Genomic DNA, 16,761 nt, shown 5'->3' on the forward strand with positions numbered 1-16,761 from the left:
GCGTATTCACCGAAATGACCGGTACCCGAGGAGCTTTCCGTGACTGACCATCTGGTCTTCCTGACGCTGGGACTGGGCAACGGAGCCGTGTACGCGGCGCTGGGCTTGGCGCTGGTGATGACGTTCCGAAGTTCGGGCGTCGTGAACTTCAGTACCGGCGCGGTAGCCCTGTACGTGGCATACACGTACGGGTTGCTGCGCAAAGGGGAATTGCTCGATCCGATTCCCGGGATGCCGAAGTCCATCGATCTCGGAGGGCGCCTCGGTCTGGTGCCGGCGATGGGTATCTCGCTTCTCATCGCGGCGCTGCTCGGAACGCTGATCTACGCAATCGTGTTCCGGCCGTTGCGCAATGCGCCACCGGTCGCGAAGGCTGTGGCTTCGATCGGTGTGATGCTCTTCGTGCAGGCCCTGCTGGCGGTGCGGGTCGGCACCACTCCGGTGTCGGTGAAAGCGATTCTGCCGTCCGGGTTCCTGACTGTCGGCGGTATCCGCGTTCCCTCGGATCGTCTGTGGTTCGCGGCGGTGATCCTGGCACTCGCGGTGGTCCTCACCCTGTCGTTTCGCTGGACGCGATTCGGGCTTGCCACCCGCGCCGCCGCCGAGTCGGAGAAGGGAGCCCTGGTCACCGGGCTCTCCCCCGACCGCATCGCCTTCGGTAACTGGGCGCTGAGCACGATGGTGGCCGGGCTGAGTGGCATCCTGATCGCACCGATCGTTCCGCTCATCCCAGTCTCCTACACGCTGTTCATCGTGCCCGCGCTCGCGGCAGCGCTGGTCGGCAACTTCAATGCGCTGGGACTGACAGTGACAGCCGGTCTCGGCATCGGCATGTCGCAGTCGGAGATGACGCACCTGCAGAGCACCGTGGATTGGTTCCCACAGTCCGGCATGGCCGAACTCGTCCCGCTGGTGATGATCCTCATCTTCCTGGTGGTGCGTGGAAAGCCGCTGCCGTCGCGTGGCGCCATTATTCAGCAGACCCTCGGCAGGGCACCGCGTCCGCGCAGCCTGTTGATCCCCACCGTGATCTCCGTGGTGGTCGCGCTCGCAGCGCTGCTGCTGACGTCGGGCAGCTACCGCGCCGCTGTCATCACAACCCTGATCCTCGCGGTCGTCGCGCTGTCCCAGGTAGTCGTCACCGGTTTCGCCGGTCAGATCTCACTGGCCCAGCTCACCCTGGCCGGTGTCGGCGCTTTCACGCTGAGCCGGCTCACCGGCGACCTCGGCGTGCCGTTCCCCATCGCCCCGATACTGGCTGCCCTCGCCGCCACCGTGATCGGTGTCGTCGTGGGGCTGCCGGCGCTGCGGATCCGCGGCTTGCCCGTCACCGTGGTCACCTTGGCGCTGGGGGTATTCCTGGAGACCTTCTGGTTCCGCAACAGCAACCTCAACGGTGGATTACTCGGGGCGCACATCGAGAACCCGCGCCTGTTCGGTCTCGATCTCGGCATCGGGGCCGGTGCGGGGTACCCGCGGATCTCGTTCGGCATCGTCTGCCTGGTCATCGTTGTGCTGGTCGCGCTGTGCGTCGCCACGCTGCGCACCAGCCGTCTCGGCGCGTCGATGCTGGCGGTCCGCGCCAACGAGCGTTCGGCCGCCGCGTCGGGAATCGACGTGGCACGCACCAAGATCAAGGCCTTCGCCATCGGCGCGTTCATCGCGGGACTGGGCGGGGCGTTGATGGGTTACCAGCAAACGGTCGCTACGGCCGAGTCGTTCTCGGCAATCGCGGGAATCGGCCTGTTCGCCATCGTGTACATCGCGGGCATCACGTGTGTGTCCGGCGGTATCCTCGCCGGCGTCACCGGCGCCGGCGGCGTCATGTTCATCGCGATGGACAGGTTCCTGCACCTCGGCAACTACTACGCGATATTGTCCGGCATCCTTCTGGTACTCATCGTTATCCGATACCCCGAGGGCCTCATCGGGTACCTGCACGGGTACACGGCACGAATCCGCGTGCTACTCGGGCGTCTTCGCCCGGCCCCGACCGCCGAGCCGGTTCCGGCACCGATTCCGGTCCGCAGCATCGCACCGCCGCACCGGGAGCGCTCCGAGGAGATCCTGCTGTCGGTCGAGGGGATCGGTGTCCGCTACGGCGGTGTCGTAGCGCTCGACGAGGTCGGCTTCGAAGTCCGGTCCGGCGAGATCATCGGGCTGATCGGCCCCAACGGCGCGGGCAAGACCACCTGCATCGACGCACTCAGTGGGTTTGCTCCGGCATCGGGCACGGTCACACTCGGCGGCCTGCCGGTGGATAAACTCCAGCCGCACGTGCGAAGCAGACTCGGCCTCGGCCGGACCTTCCAGGGCATCGAGTTGTACGACGACCTGACGGTGCGGGAGAACGTCGCCGTCGGCGTCGTCGCGGCGGCGAATCGTCCTGGCGGCGGTGCCGCACCGTCGGACGCGGACATCGATATCCTGTTCGGCGTGCTCCACCTGCACGGGGTCGCCGATCGTTCGGTCAGCGAGCTGTCGCAGGGCCAGCGCCAACTGGTCTCCGTCGCCCGCGCCCTCGCCGGAGGCCCCAGAATCGTCCTGCTCGACGAGCCGGCCGCCGGCCTCGACAGCACCGAAAGCCGATGGCTCGGTGAGCGTTTGAAGGCAGTGCGGGACGCGGGTGTGACTGTGTTCATGGTGGATCATGACATGGAACTCGTGCTCGACGTCTGCGACCGGATCGTTGTTCTCGACCTCGGCCGGGTCATCGCCCAGGGCACGCCCGAGCAGATCCAGTCGAACCAGGATGTGGTGCGCGCCTACCTCGGCACCACCCACGCACCCACGGAGGTGTCCGCATGACCACGGTTCTCTCATGTGCCGAAATCGACGCCGGCTACTCCGCGGGACGTCCGTGTGTGCGCGGTTTCGACCTCGCGCTCGCCGAGGGCGAGGTGCTCTCGCTGCTCGGACCCAACGGTGCGGGCAAGACCACCCTGCTGATGACCCTGGCCGGACTGCTGCCCAGCCTCGGCGGCACGATCTCCATCGCGGGCACCACCGTCAAGCCCGGTCAGGCGCGGGCATCGTCTCGGGCCGGGTTGGTCCTGGTGCCCGACGACCGCGCACTGTTCACCACACTTACCGTGAAGGAGAATCTCGCGCTCGCACGCAGCCGCTCGGGTCCGACCGTCGCCGACATCATCGAGTACTTCCCTCGGCTCGGCGAGCGGCTCGAGGTCTCCGCGGGCATGCTCTCCGGCGGCGAACAGCAGATGCTCGCGATCGGGCGGGCACTCATGCAGGACCCGAAAGTACTGCTGATCGACGAGCTGAGCATGGGGCTGGCACCCGTGATCGTCGAGTCGCTGCTCCCGGTGATCCGCAGGGTCGCCGACGACAAAGGCGCCGCGGTGATCCTGGTCGAGCAGCACGTACGGCTGGCCCTCGAAATCGCCGACACGGCCATCGTTCTCGCTCACGGATGCGACGTGTTGCGCGGCAGCGCGGCGGAACTCGCGGCTGAGCCGCAGAAGATCGAGCGGGCCTACCTCGGCACCACCGAAGTCCGGATCGGCGCCTGACCAGGCCCGACCCGGCAAGCCGATATCACTCCCTCACCTGCCAGCGGACTGGCCTCGTACGATCTACCATTGTCCCTGCGCGACATGGACTTCCTCGACTCGACGAGCGCACAGTGCCTGCGATCGACTACCGCGACTTCCACACCGGAGGACGCTTCTCGGCGAAGGCCAACGGGCCCTCCTTGGCATCCTCGCTGCTCATCAGTGCCTGCCACTCGGCCTCCGAGTGACCCCACTTGTCGTTCTCGGCGGGGCGGTCGCCCGCCTGGATGCCCAGCGCGATCCGCTTGCTGGCCTGCACCGACAGCGGAGCGTTGACCGCGATCCGTTCGGCGAGCGCCAGCGCGGCCTCGACCGCGGTGCCATCCGGTACGACCTGGTTGATGAGGCCGTACTCGCGGGCGGTGGCGGCCGAGATCGGATCGCCGGTGAGAATCATCTCCATGGCCAGGCGCTGCGGTATCTGCGCCGGCAGCCGGAACACCCCACCGGCACCCGCGAGCAATCCACGCTTGACCTCGGGCAGTCCGAAGCTGGCGCTCTCCGCCGCGACAATGAGGTCGGCGGAGAGGGCGAGTTCGGTACCGCCGCCGAGCGCGGTGCCGTTGACCGCGGCGATCGTCGGCTTGTTGACGACGTGCCGGACGAACCCCGCGAAACCCCAATGCTCGTTGCCGGGAGCGAACAGCCCCTCGCCGCGTGAGATCGCCTTGAGATCCGCGCCCGCGCAGAAGGATTTGTCGCCCGACCCGGTGATCACGATCACGCGGATCTCCGGGTTGTTCTGCGCCTCGACCAATCCCGCGCCCACGGCCGCGCTCACCGAGGCGTTGACCGCGTTGCGGGCCTGCGGACGATTGATGGTGATGAGCAGGACGTTGCCCTTGCGCTCGACCAGTGCGCCGATCTCGGTTGCCTGCGTCATCACTTCACCAGCTCGAGAATCGTCGCGTTGGCCTGCCCGCCACCCTCACACATGGTCTGCAGACCGTAACGGATGTCGTTGCGGCGCATATGGAAGATCATGTCGGTCAGAATGCGGGCCCCGGAGCCGCCGAGGGGGTGACCCAGGGCGATGGCGCCGCCGTTGGGGTTCAGTTTCTCCTCGGGCGCGCCGATCTCCTTCTGCCAGGCCAACGGCACCGGCGCGAAGGCTTCGTTGACCTCGAAGACACCGATCTCGTCGACCGACAAGCCGGAGCGCTCCAGCGCCTTCTCCGTGGCGGGAATCGGGGCGCCGAGCATCATCACCGGGTCCGCGCCCGCGACGACCGCGGTATGCACGCGGGCGATCGGCGTCAGTCTGTGCTTCTGCGCGAACTCGTCGCTGACGATCAGCAGAGCCGCTGCCCCATCGGAGATCTGCGAGGCGTTGCCCGCGTGGATGACACCGTCGTGCTTGAAGACCGGCTTCAGGCCTGCCAGCTTCTCGACGGTGGTTCCGCGGCGAATGCCCTCGTCCTTCGAGACGACCGTCCCGTCGGGCAGGGTGACGGGCACGATCTGCGCGTCGAACAGGCCCGCGTCCTGCGCCGCCGCGGCGCGTTCGTGCGAGCGGGCGGAGAACGCGTCCACATCGGTGCGCGACAGTGCCCACTTCTCGGCCATGATCTCGGCGCCGACGCCCTGGTTGGGGGCGGCGTTGTAGCGCTCGGTGAACTTGGGGCTCAGCGGGCTACCGCCCCCGGCCACCGCCGCACCCATCGGAACCCGCGACATCGACTCGACACCGCCGGCGACGACGGCCCGGTAGTGACCGGCGAGCACGCTGGCCACCGCGAAGTTGAGCGACTGCTGCGACGATCCGCACTGACGGTCGACGGTCACACCCGGCACCGACTCCGGCCAGCCCGCCGCGAGCACCGCGTTGCGCGCGATGTCGTGGGTCTGCTCACCGACCTGCCCGACGCAGCCCCAGATGACGTCCTCGATCAGCTCGGGCTCGATGCCCGCTCGCTCGACCAGTGCCCGCAGTACAACAGCCGACAGATCGACCGGGTGAATCCCGGACAGGCCACCGTTGCGCTTGCCGACCGGGGTCCGGACGGCCTCGACAATTACCGCACCCATAGGGGTTTCCTTTCTACAGTCCGAGCGAGCGCCCGATGATTTCCTTCATGATCTGAGTCGAGCCGCCGTAGATCGTCTGGATCCTGGCGTCCGCGTAGGCCTTGGCGATCGGATACTCCATCATGTAGCCGTAGCCGCCGTGCATCTGCTGGCAGGCATAGATCAGCCGCTGCTGCAGTTCGGTGGTCCACCACTTGGCCTTGGCCGCGTCGGTGCCGTCGAGGGTCCCCGCGTTCAACGCGGTGATGCACCGGTCGACGTAGACCTGCGCCAGATCGACCTCCGTTTCCAGGGTCGCCAACTCGAACTTGTTGGCCTGGAATGATCCGATCGGTGTGCCGAATGCCTTGCGGGACTTCACATATTCGAGGGTCATATCCAGCAGGCTCCGGCAGGAGGCGACGGCCGAGACGGCGATGGACAGCCGTTCCATCGGCAGGTTGCGCATCAGGTGCACGAATCCCTTGCCGACCTCACCGATCACGTTCGCCGACGGAACCCGCACCTCGTCGAAGTCGAGTTCCGCGGTGTCCTGGGAATGCAGGCCGAGCTTCTCCAGGTTGCGGCCGCGGGTGAATCCCGCCATGCCACGCTCGACCGCCAGCAGGGTGAACGCCCCGCCCGCCTTGGCGTCGGGATCGGTGCGGGCGACCACGATAACGAGGTCTGCATGGATACCGGAGGAGATGAAGGTCTTCGATCCCGTCAGCACCCAATGGTCGCCGTCCCTGTGCGCTGACGTACGAATCCCCTGCAGATCACTGCCCGCGCCCGGTTCGGTCATCGCCACAGCCACGATCAGTTCGCCGCGCGCGAACGCGGGCAGCCACCGAGCCTTCTGCTCGTCGTTGGTGAGTTCGAGCATGTACGGGGCGATCACGTCGTTCTGCAGGGTGAACGCGGGGCCACCGGAGGACGCGCGGGTGACCTCCTCGGCGACGATGGCGTTGTAGCGGAAGTCGCCCGACACCCCACCCCCGCCGAACTCCTCGGGAACCGCGAACCCGAGCACTCCGAACTTCGCGGCATCGACGTAAAGCCGTTTGTCGATGATGCCGTCCTTTTCCCACTGCTCCTGATGCGGAGTCGCGTAGCGCGCCAGGAATTCGCGAACCGTTTCGCGGTACTGGTTGTGTTCGGTTTCGAAGATCTCTCGTTGCATCTTTCGTCTACCTTCCCGGTGTCACTGCTGAGACCGATGCGGATTCCTCTATCTCCGAGACCATTTCGAGGAGGCGACGCCGATCCACCTTCAGCGAAACGCTTCTCGGCAGCTCCGCCACCGTGTGGATCCGCACCGGGATCTCGTAGGCGGTGAGCTGATTGCGGCAGAAGGCTTTCAGTTCTTCCTCGGGGACCTCGGCAGCGCCGTCGCGCAGTTCGACGACCGCGACAGGCACCTTCCCGAGCCGCTCGTCGTCTCGGCCGTACACCGTGGCGTCCAGGACCGCGTCGTGCGCGCGAAGCGCCTCCGCGACAGTCTCGGGATGAACCTTGAAGCCGCCCCGGATGATCGCGTCGTCGGCGCGGCCGTCGACGTAGACGAATCCGTCTTCATCGAGGTGACCGAGATCCGATGTGCGGACCCACTCGTCTGTGCCGGTGCCGGTCTGGCTGGAGCTGACCTCGAGACGTCCCGACTCCCCGACCGGCAGGACCGTGCCGTCCTCGGCGACCGCCCGGAGGCTGACACCGGGCATTTCCCGCCCGACACTGCCGCGTTTCTCGGTCCACCACCGCGCGTGCATGGGCTTGGTCCACCCGGCGATGGCTCCGGAAAACTCGGTGGCTCCGTACATGATCAGCACTGGGATGCCATATTTGGCGGTGAACTCGTCGGCGAGGTCCGGATTGACGAACGTCGTGCCCGCGGTGATGGCACGCAGGCTGGCCAGATCCGCGGCGGGGACGTCGGCGCTGAGCACCGCACGCATCCCGGCCGGCGGTAAGCCCGCGACCTTCGGCCGGTGTTCCTTGACCGCCGCGCACCAGCCCTCGACGGTGAAGCGCGGGAGCAGCACGAAGGGCCTGGCCTCGGCGAGATTCTGCAGCACAGCCCACAAACCACCGATATGCACGATCGGGAGGGTGACCAGCGCGACACGCCCTGTGAGCAGCTTTCGGTCGGCCGGACCCGCCGCGCCGGTATGCCCGTGCACGGCGGTGAGCGCGGCCTCGAGCTGACGCCAGGTGAGCGGGATCCGCTTGGGCGGGCCGGTGGTGCCAGAGGTGAACATCTCCACGCCCACCGCATCGATGACCTCACTGTCCGCCTCCCGCACCGTCGCCTCGGTCGCCTCGGTCGCCTCGGTCGTCGCGACGACCCGCGTGCCGTCGACGGCGAATCCGATCATGCCGCCCGCTTCGGCCGCGGACCGGAACAGCGGCTCGCTCCACGTGGATGCCGGCGCCAGGACGGCGTGGGGGCGGGCGCCGGTCATGTCGGCGGTCAGCCGGGCCACCGGCTGCATGGGATTGAGGGTGATGACGGTGCGTCCCTTGGCGAGTACAGCGATGAGCGCGGCAATCGACTCCATCCGGTTGTCGAGCACCACGCCGACTCTGCTGCCCTCAGCACACCCGGCCTCGGCCAATTCGGTATCCAGGATCTCCGCAAGTGCCCGGACCTCCCCCCAGGTGAACCACGTGTCGCCCTGCTGAATCATGGCAGCGTCGTCGTCGGCCTCCCACAGCCTCGCCAACGCGCCTCTGATACTCGCCATTCGTTACCTCCCACTCTTGCGGTAGCGGGCCACCGAGTCGGGACTCCGTGCTTCAGCACCCCGGCCGTATCGATCGCCATGATCACGCGATCCGGAATCCCAGCTGTCGTATGCTCTATCCAGAAGGTAGCTCACATGGTTAACTAGGTCAACATTCAGAGAAAGGGGTCTCGTGGATTTCGCATTGAGTGCCGAGCAGGAAGACCTGGCCGCGAGCGAGCGGGCCTGGCTGGCAAAGCACGACCCCATCGCCGCACTCCGGCCGACGATCGACTCCGGTCCGGCCCGAATTCCCGATACCGCGGTACGACACATCGTGGAGTCCGGACTGATCGCCCTCCTGACCGGCGACACGGGTGGGACCCACGTCGACCTTGCCGTACTCGTCGAAGAACACGGCAGAGCCTGCAGTACCGTGCCACTGGCCGAATTGGCCCTTGCCACCGCCGAACTCGACAAACTCGACCACCCCCTGGCCGCACTCGCCGAGGCGAACGCGGGCGGCGCGGCGTCGGTCCCCCTTGTGCTCGCCTCGGTCGACGGCGCCGCGTTCGCCGCCGAAGTCCGCGGCGCCGAGCTGAGGATCAGCGGTACCGCCGCGCCCGCCACAGCTCTCATCGACGCCACCGGATTCCTGGTCGCGGCAACGACTTCGAACGGGACCGAGGTCCTCGCCCACGTGCCGAGCGTGAACGAGGGCGTCGGCACACGCAGGCTGGAGACCCTCGACCTCACCAGGTCCTGGTCTGTCCTCGAACTCGACCTGACGGTGGCCGCCGAGCGCTGGGCGACCGTGCCGACCGGCACCGTCTCATACCTCGAAGACGCCCTCGCGTTCTACCGGAAGATGGACGCGCTCGGCGCTGCCGAACGACTCGTGGCACAGACGGTCGAGTACGCGGGCCAACGCACTCAATTCGGTCAGCCGATCGGCGGGTTCCAGGCCGTCAAGCACCACTGCGCCGATATGGCGTTGCAGACCGAGGCGTCGCGGGCGTCACTGTGGGCCGCCGCGGTCGCGCTCGACGGCACCGACTACGGCCGCCGCGCCACCGCGGTATCCGCGGCCGCGGCCTACGCGGGCGACGCGACCAGCACGGTCGCCTCGATCGCGTTACAGGTGCACGGCGGCATCGGGTTCACCTGGGAGCACGACCTGCATCTGCTGACACGCCGAATCAAGGTGGACGAGTTGCTCAACGGCTCGGTGAGCTGGCACCGTCGCAGACTCGCCAGCGCCTGAGCCGACACCATATCCCCACACCTGGACTGCGTCCGGCATTGCACGCGCGATGCCGGACGCAATGGCGGAGCATGACAAAGTCGCGACCGCCGTCGACGTCAGCGCGGCATCTTCAGCCCGCGCTCGGCGATGATGTTCCGCATGATCTCGGAGCTGCCGCCGGCGATCGTGTACCCGCGGGCGTAGAGGAACTCGTCCTGCCACCGCCCGTGGTCGACGGCGCCGATGTCACCCTCCACCAGGATGCCGGCCTCGCCACTCAGTTCCAGTGCGAACCGCGAGATCTGCACGCCGAGTTCGCTGAACATCAGCTTGGCCATGGGGGCGTCCTGCACTCGCTCGGTGCCGCGCGACCATCGGCTGATGTTGGCGTACACCAGCGCGGACAGCGCCGCGACTTCCGCATCGAGTTTGCCCAGAGTCTCCTGGACCGCACCGTCTTCGATGGCCGGGCGTCCGCCCCGGTCGACTCTCCTCGCCAGATCCGCGAGCGCGTCCACGTTCTGACGCAGCAGCACGACGCTCGTAGCGACACTGGTGCGCTCGTGCGCGAGACTCGAATTGGCGATCACCCAGCCGGCATGGAGCTCACCGATCAGCGCATCGGCGGGCAGTTCGACATTGTCGAGGAATACCTCGTTGAAGTCCGAAGTGCCGGTCATCTCGCGGAGCGGACGCACGTCGACACCGGGCAGGGTCATATCGACGATGAGGGCGCTGATGCCCTTGTGCTTGGGCGCGTCCGGATCGGTGCGGGCAAGCAGGTAGCCGTACTCGGCCCACTGCCCGTTGGTGGTCCACACTTTCTGGCCGCTGACCAGGAAGCCTCCGCCCTCGTTGCGAACCGCCTTGGTCCGCAGCGACGCCAAGTCGCTGCCGGAGCTGGGCTCGCTGAACAGCTGACACCATGTGTCTTTGCCGGAGCGGATGCCAGGCAGGTAGCGCTGACGCTGTTCCTCGGTGCCGAAGTCGATCAGAGCGTGTGAGACCAGACCGCCCGCACCCGCGAAGTGCGGGGCTCGGGCCCGGGCGATCTCCTCCCCTACCACCACATCACGTTCGGCGGAGTAGGCACTGCCCTGTCCGCCGTAGCGCTGCGGCCAGCCCCCACCCATGTACCCGGCGGCGAAGAGTTTGCCGATCCACTCGGTGATCAATGTGTGCTCGGCTCGGTTCTCGGCAGTGCGCACGCCGGCCTTCGGCGCGATCTTCGGCGCGTTGGCCTCGACGAATGCCCGCACCTCCAGCCGGAATCGCTCCAACTCGGGGCTCATTCCATAGTCCATCTCAGCCTCTTCTGTCGATGCGCGTCGGGCGACCCGATGGTCAGCGGACCTCGTACTCGCGGGTGGGCACCTCCGAGCGCGTGACCTGCGCCTGCCCGATCGGATTGCCGATCACCGTGTACGCCATGCCGGTGGCGAGAGCGTGCGCGCGGCCGGTGTCGCGCGATTCCCAGATCGCCCGGATGCTGCCCTGCACCGCCGCAGGCGGCTTCGCGGCGATCCGTTCGGCGAGTTCGCGCGCACGGTCCCACAGCCGCGCACGCGGCAGCACCTCGCTGACGAAGCCGATCTGATGCGCACGTTCGGCGGACATTCGTTCGTCCAGTCCGAGCAGAACCATGCGCAGCACCTCGCCGATCGGGATGCGGTGCGCGAGTCCGATCGGCTCGAGGGCCGCGACCAGACCGTACGAGACGTGCGGGTCGAAGAACTGGGCGTCGTCGCTGGAGATGATGATGTCGGCTTCATTGAGCCAGTAGAGAGCGCCGCCCGCGACCATGCCGTGCACCGCGCAGATCAGCGGCTTCCAGCACCCGTTCTGCTTGGGGGACAGATCGACGCCGGGATCCTGCCTGCTGAACGGGTTCTCGGCGAGAAAGGTCCCTTCCTTCACGTCCACGCCGGTGCAGAATGCGCGATCGCCGTTGGCCTGCAACACGATCGCGTGCACGTCGTCCTCGTCGTCCGCGAACCGCCAGAGTGCCTTGAACTCCGCACGCATCGCGTCATTGAAGGAGTTCAACCGATCCGGCCGGTTGAGGGTGATGGTCAGGACGTGCTCTTTCAGGTCCGCGATGACCGTGGTCAACCCGTTCAGATCCACCGTTCCTCCTGCACTCGACTGTGACATTTCTGCACTATAAATATTCAACTAAGTGATTTATCTAGCCGTGGACTGGCCGCGGATGCTCGTCCACTACCGCCTCGACCGCCGTGGCCGAGAGGTCGCCTCCGGTGGAATCCGGTCGACAGTTCAGTCGTCGCAGGCAATCACTCCGAGCGCGACCAGCTCGTCGATGCGCTCCTCGCCGACCCCGATCTCGCGCAGCACCGGGCGGGTGTGTTGACCGATGGTGCAGCCCGCATCGGCCTTGGTGCGCGAGCGTGAGAAGCGGGTGAGCGGGGCCAGTCGACGGTGCTCGTCGAAGATCGGGCTGACCGCTTCGACGCTGTACCCGGCCTCGAAGAACGGATCGGATTGCAGCGCCGCCCCGGCGTTACGCTCCAGGATCGCGACGCAACCCACGTCGAGGGCTGCGAGCTCGTCCTCCCACCGCTGCTTACCTTTGCCCGCGAACACGCCCGCGAGCACCTCCGCGAGAGCCGCGTCGTTGTCGCGGCGGTCCTGCGGGGTGGAGAACCGCGCGTCCGCGGCCAGATCGACATAGGGTGCCAGTGCCTTGACCAGCGCCTCCCATTCGCTCGGCAGCGGCGACGCCAGGAAAACCCAGCCGTCACCGGCCCGGTACATCCGGTAGAGCGCGCCGAGCCCGTAGAACTGCGCATCCGTGGTGGCGATCTCCGGACGGCCCTCGTAGCTGGTGTTATAGGTGATCAGCGCCTGATGCACGGTACCGAGCATGGTGGTTACCATGTTCGAGAGTTCGACCCCGTTGCGCTTGGCGTAGAGGCCGACCAGCATCGCCGAGGCGACACCGAGTGCGGCGACGCCGTCGGATTGGACGGCGGGCACCGCACCGGCCGCGTGCAGGGTCCGCGCTCCGGCGCGCAGTGCGTCTCGGTCGGTCGGCGCGTTCGCGGCGTCGCGACCGTCCACGGTCGACAGTCCGGTTGCCGCGCCCACCGAGGGGGCGTAGGCCGGACGGGCCGCGTACGGACCGTCCACACCGTAGCCGGGGGTGCTCAGATACACGATGTCCGGATTTATGGCCCGGAGCGTCGCCTCATCGATCTGCGCCCTCCGCGCGGCCGCGCCACGGAAACACTGCAGCACGATGTCGCTGCGCCTGACCAACTCGTAGACGAGTTCGAGTCCCGCGGGCGCCATGAGATCGACCGCGACACTTTCCTTGCCCTGCAATACCTTCGCGCCACCGGCCTCGGGAAAGGCCACGAGGTTACGGATATTGTCGCCAGCGACCGGCTCGATCTTGATCACCCTGGCACCGAGGTCGCCGAGCAGGGTCGCACCGTACGGGCCGGCGAACATGGTGCCGAATTCGAGAACCGTCACCCCGGCCAGCGGCAACTCCTCCGGCGCGGGGCCACCCGCGGCGGGTGCGGGCGTGGACGCCGCGATGGCGTCCCGTACCTCGTCATTGTGCTGGCCGGGCAGCGGTGCGGGACGCAGCGGGCTCAGTGGCCTGCCGTTCGCGTGGATGAGGGTGGACGGTTGACGCACCGGACCGATCACGGGGTTGTCGACCTCGACGGCTCGGCCGTCCGCCACGACCTGCGGGTGGTCCAACGCCTCATCGGGTGTGCGGAAGGCCTCGGCGCTGATGTCGCTGTTCGTCTCGAAGACCCGCTGCCACTGCTCGAACGTGCGAGCGCCGACGCGCTCGAGCATCGTCTCCCAGAATTCCGTCCGGAGTTCGGCGGTCGGCAGCATCGGGAAGCCGGCCCACTTGGGGTCGGCCAGTTCCCGCGCCAGATCGAGTTCGGTGAGCCACGCCTGCATCAACCGTGGCGCGGTCTGGGCGAACTGCAGCCAGCGACCGTCCTTGGTCGCCGCTATCAGCAGGGCGTAGATCAGGTACGCCTGCGGGCGCCCCTCGTCGTCATAGGCCACGTCCATCGCGCTGAAGGCGTCGGGGTAGCGCTCGAGCACCATCTCGTAGAACCAGTTGTACGGGTCCATCGCCCCCATCCCGGTCACCAGGTTGGACTCGACGACCTGTCCACATCCACTCGACATGCGCTCGATCAGCGCCGCGAGGATGCCGTGAACGGCAGCCTGCGACGCCCCGAAGGAGGCGTAGGGCGCGCTGACGAACGCCGGTCCAGGACGAGTGGTCAGCTGGCGTTTCTCGAACATGACCCCGGTCTTGGCCATCACCAGGCCTTCCCAGCCCTTGTAGTCCTTCCACGGACCGGTGCTTCCCCAGCCGGTAATCGATGCCCAGACCAGGCGCGGGTACTTGTCGGCCAACGACTGCGGGGTGAGCCCGATCCGGGTCGCCGAGATCGGCCGCATGGTCGTGATCACCACATCCGCGGTGCTCAGTAGCGCACGCAGGTCGGCGAGGTCGGCGTCCGCGTGCACGTCCAGGGTGACGCTGCGTTTGCCCCGCAGCAGTCCGGGCCAGCCCGCGAGGTTACGCAGGTGGCTGCCCCCGGGCGGCTCGACCATGATGACATCGGCGCCGCTGTCCGCCAGGAACTGGCTCGCCTGCGCCCCGGGCAGGGTGGTCGAGAGGTCGACGACGACCAAGCCCGCGAGGGGACCCGAGCTCGTTTCGTGGTCCGGTGCTGTCGTCACGGTGAATCCCTTCGTCACAAAGATGGTCGGCACCGCGGTGCCGTGCCTTGCCCGTCAGCCCGTCATCACGGCGACGGGCGCGGCGAAAGATCAAGCGATGGCGATGTTCTTGAGCCGGAGGAACTCCTCGACGCCCTGTCTGCCGCCCTCCTTGCCCAGGCCGCTGAGGCCGATGCCGCCGAACGGGCGGTTGACGCCGAGGTTCGTCGCACCGTTGATCAGGACCTCTCCGGTGATCAGTTCCTCCGCGACCCGGTGCGCGCGGCGCAGGTCGTTGGTCTGGATGTAGCCGGACAGGCCGTACTCGCTGTCGTTGGCGATCTCGATCGCGTCCCGCTCGGTCGCGAACGAGGTGATGGCCAGCACCGGACCGAATACCTCTTTCTGCGCGAGTTCGGACTTCGGGTCGACGTCCGCGAACACGGTCGGCTCGAGGAAGAAGCCATCGGCCAGCGCCCCGCCGATCCGGCGACCACCGGTGACCAGACGCGCGCCTGCTGTCCGGGCGCGCTCGATCATTCCGAGGATTCGGTGCAGCGCCGCCTCGTTGACGACGGGTCCGGACATCGTCCCGGCGGCCAGCGGGTCACCGACGGTGATGAATTCGGCGAACGCCTTGACTCGCCCGATCATCTCCTCGTAGATGCTGTCCTGCACCAACATTCGAGTGGGAAGTGCGCAGCCCTGGCCGCTGAGCGCCCCGATGGACATCATCGTGCCCTGCGAGCAGGCCTGGTCGAGGTCGGCGTCGGCGAACACGATGTTCGCCGACTTGCCGCCGAGCTCGAGCACCGACGGCTTCATCGAATCGGCGCAGCTGTGCAGGATCTTGCGTGCGGTGTCAGGGCCGCCGGTGAAGGTCACCTTCTTGACCAGCGGATGCTCGACCAGTGCCGCGCCCGCTTCGGGCGCACCGGGCAGAATGTTGATCACACCGGCTGGTATGCCGACCTGCTCGACAAGGTCGGCGAAAAGCTCAGCGGTGAAGGGAGTCAGTTCGGATGGCTTGACCACCACCGTGTTTCCCGCGGCCAGTGCGGCCGGAATCTTCATCGCGAGCGAGATCAGCGGGCCGTTCCAGGTGATGATCACCCCGATCACGCCGTAGGGCTGGCCGAGCGAGTAGGAGAACTCTCCGTCCGGGGCAAACGATCCGGTGACCTCCGAGGTGAGCTTGTCCGCCCAGCCCGCGTAGTAGCGCGTCCACTCGACAGACGTCGCGACCAACCCTGCCGCGACCGGGATCGGAGTGCCGTTGTCGAGCGCGCCCAGGCGCGCGAACTCGTCAGCGTTGGCCTCGATCAGATCGGCGAGTCTGCTCAGCATCTGCCGCCGCTCGGCGGGCCTGGTGCGACGCCAGTCGGCGAAGGCCGTGTGCGCCGTCCGCACTGCCAGGTCGACCTCGGCCGGACCGGCCAGCGGGATCTGCGCGTCCACCTGGCCGTCGACGGGGTTGATGTGCTGATGCACTCCGCCCGATCCGGTGGTGATCCGCTCGGTACCGATTCGAAGGTGCACGGTGGGCCTGGTCGTGTCGATTGCCTGGCTGGTCATAGATGAGTCACTCCGCTTCGCTGCGATCGGATCAGACGACAACGCCATCTTAGTTAGCGATGTTGCGCAGCTCACACAGTATTACGGACACCAGGTGTCCGCAAGTAGCAGAAAGCCGAATGTCACCGGACTAATCGTGCACTCGACTGTGGTTGGTTGATCCGAGACGAACGCGTGGACAGTCGCATCGAGGAGAGGAACGACATGGGCAGGCAAGCCACACCACTCGGACGCCCGCGCGACCCCGAGCTCGACGAGAAGCTGATGACGGCGGCACTGCTCGAATACGCCGCGCTGGGCTGGGGGGCATTCACCATGCAGGGCGTCGCCAGGCGCGCCGGCGTCGGGAAGTCCGCGCTCTACCTGCGCTGGGCGAGCAAGGAACAACTGCTGCTCGACAGCGTCGAATCGGTAGCGCTCACCTTGCGTATCAACGTGGACACCGGCTCCCTGACCGGCGATTTGACCGCGCTCGCCACCGCACTGCTCGAGCACTTCCTCGACCCGATCGGCTGGGCGACCTTGCGGATCACCATCGACGCCACCGCAGAGTTCACCGATCTACAGCCCTACCAGCAGCGCATCGTGAGGTCCCTGCGCACGGCCGCGACGGCAGCCTTCACCCGAGCCGTCGAGCGCGGCGAGATGGCCGAGGGCGCCACCTATCAACCCCTGATCGAGTCCCTGTTCGGCGCGGTGCTGATGCATACGCTGGCATGCTCGCAAGAGGAGCGCGCCGACGCCCGCGCACATCCCGGCGAGCACGTCGCTCCGCTCGTCGACGTGATAGTGCGCTCAGTTAAGCCGACAAAGAAGTAATTGCACATAGATAACCCAGTCGGTTAACTTGGTCGTGCATGCGGCGCATGCGTTCATTCCCCGCACACGGGGCCTCCCGCGGCAAACCCGTGTC

The 16,761-nt window shown here is 67.1% G+C and carries 12 protein-coding genes; 4 read left to right on the top strand and 8 right to left on the bottom strand.

What is annotated here, in order from left to right; genetic code table 11:
- Positions 1–39 precede the first annotated feature (39 nt).
- Complete coding sequence (locus ABZS43_RS12215) at positions 40–2,808, top strand: branched-chain amino acid ABC transporter permease/ATP-binding protein (protein WP_355035901.1); 2,769 nt, start codon at positions 40–42, stop codon at positions 2,806–2,808.
- Complete coding sequence (locus ABZS43_RS12220; protein WP_355035902.1) at positions 2,805–3,530, top strand: ABC transporter ATP-binding protein; 726 nt, start codon at positions 2,805–2,807, stop codon at positions 3,528–3,530. The genes ABZS43_RS12215 and ABZS43_RS12220 overlap by 4 nt, the downstream gene beginning before the upstream one ends.
- Positions 3,531–3,657: 127 nt before the next feature.
- On the opposite strand, the gene ABZS43_RS12225 is transcribed toward ABZS43_RS12220, so the two are convergent.
- Genes ABZS43_RS12225 through ABZS43_RS12240 form a run of 4 tightly spaced genes read right to left on the bottom strand, consistent with a single transcriptional unit; the run spans position 3,658 to position 8,323 of the window.
- Entirely contained in the window at positions 3,658–4,455 is a 798-nt protein-coding gene (locus ABZS43_RS12225; RefSeq protein ID WP_355035903.1) for a crotonase/enoyl-CoA hydratase family protein, read from the bottom strand.
- Positions 4,455–5,600, bottom strand: a complete 1,146-nt coding sequence (locus tag ABZS43_RS12230) for a thiolase family protein (RefSeq protein WP_355035904.1) — start codon at positions 5,598–5,600, stop codon at positions 4,455–4,457. The genes ABZS43_RS12225 and ABZS43_RS12230 overlap by 1 nt, the downstream gene beginning before the upstream one ends.
- A gap of 13 nt (positions 5,601–5,613) precedes the next feature.
- Positions 5,614–6,762 carry an acyl-CoA dehydrogenase family protein gene (locus ABZS43_RS12235; protein WP_355035905.1) on the bottom strand — a complete coding sequence of 383 codons (1,149 nt, stop codon included), beginning with the start codon at positions 6,760–6,762 and terminating at the stop codon, positions 5,614–5,616.
- Positions 6,763–6,769: 7 nt separating this feature from the next.
- On the bottom strand, positions 6,770–8,323 hold the full coding sequence (locus ABZS43_RS12240; RefSeq protein ID WP_355035906.1) for a fatty acid--CoA ligase family protein: 1,554 nt from the start codon (positions 8,321–8,323) through the stop codon (positions 6,770–6,772).
- A gap of 172 nt (positions 8,324–8,495) precedes the next feature.
- Between ABZS43_RS12240 and ABZS43_RS12245 the strand changes: the two genes are divergently transcribed.
- Positions 8,496–9,566, top strand: a complete 1,071-nt coding sequence (locus ABZS43_RS12245; RefSeq protein WP_355035907.1) for an acyl-CoA dehydrogenase family protein — start codon at positions 8,496–8,498, stop codon at positions 9,564–9,566.
- Between the two features lie 98 nt (positions 9,567–9,664).
- Here the strand turns inward: ABZS43_RS12245 and ABZS43_RS12250 are convergent, their stop codons facing one another.
- The 4 genes from ABZS43_RS12250 to ABZS43_RS12265 all read right to left on the bottom strand — a co-directional run bounded on the left by ABZS43_RS12250 (position 9,665) and on the right by ABZS43_RS12265 (position 15,848).
- Entirely contained in the window at positions 9,665–10,852 is a 1,188-nt protein-coding gene (locus tag ABZS43_RS12250) for an acyl-CoA dehydrogenase family protein (protein ID WP_355035908.1), read from the bottom strand.
- A gap of 40 nt (positions 10,853–10,892) precedes the next feature.
- On the bottom strand, positions 10,893–11,675 hold the full coding sequence (locus tag ABZS43_RS12255) for an enoyl-CoA hydratase/isomerase family protein (RefSeq protein ID WP_355035909.1): 783 nt from the start codon (positions 11,673–11,675) through the stop codon (positions 10,893–10,895).
- A gap of 150 nt (positions 11,676–11,825) precedes the next feature.
- Positions 11,826–14,294: a CoA transferase gene (locus ABZS43_RS12260; RefSeq protein ID WP_355035910.1), complete on the bottom strand. Its 2,469-nt coding sequence runs from the start codon at positions 14,292–14,294 to the stop codon at positions 11,826–11,828.
- 90 nt (positions 14,295–14,384) lie between these two features.
- The gene (locus tag ABZS43_RS12265) at positions 14,385–15,848 is read right to left on the bottom strand and encodes an aldehyde dehydrogenase family protein (protein WP_355035911.1); all 1,464 of its coding nucleotides are present in this window, start codon (positions 15,846–15,848) and stop codon (positions 14,385–14,387) included.
- Positions 15,849–16,052: 204 nt separating this feature from the next.
- Here ABZS43_RS12265 and ABZS43_RS12270 point away from each other — a divergent pair, with 204 nt between their 5' ends.
- On the top strand, positions 16,053–16,667 hold the full coding sequence (locus tag ABZS43_RS12270) for a TetR/AcrR family transcriptional regulator (RefSeq protein ID WP_355035912.1): 615 nt from the start codon (positions 16,053–16,055) through the stop codon (positions 16,665–16,667).
- Positions 16,668–16,761 lie beyond the last annotated feature (94 nt).

It is taken from the genome of Nocardia sp. NPDC005366, from assembly GCF_040606855.1.
Taxonomy (GTDB): Bacteria; Actinomycetota; Actinomycetes; order Mycobacteriales; family Mycobacteriaceae; genus Nocardia.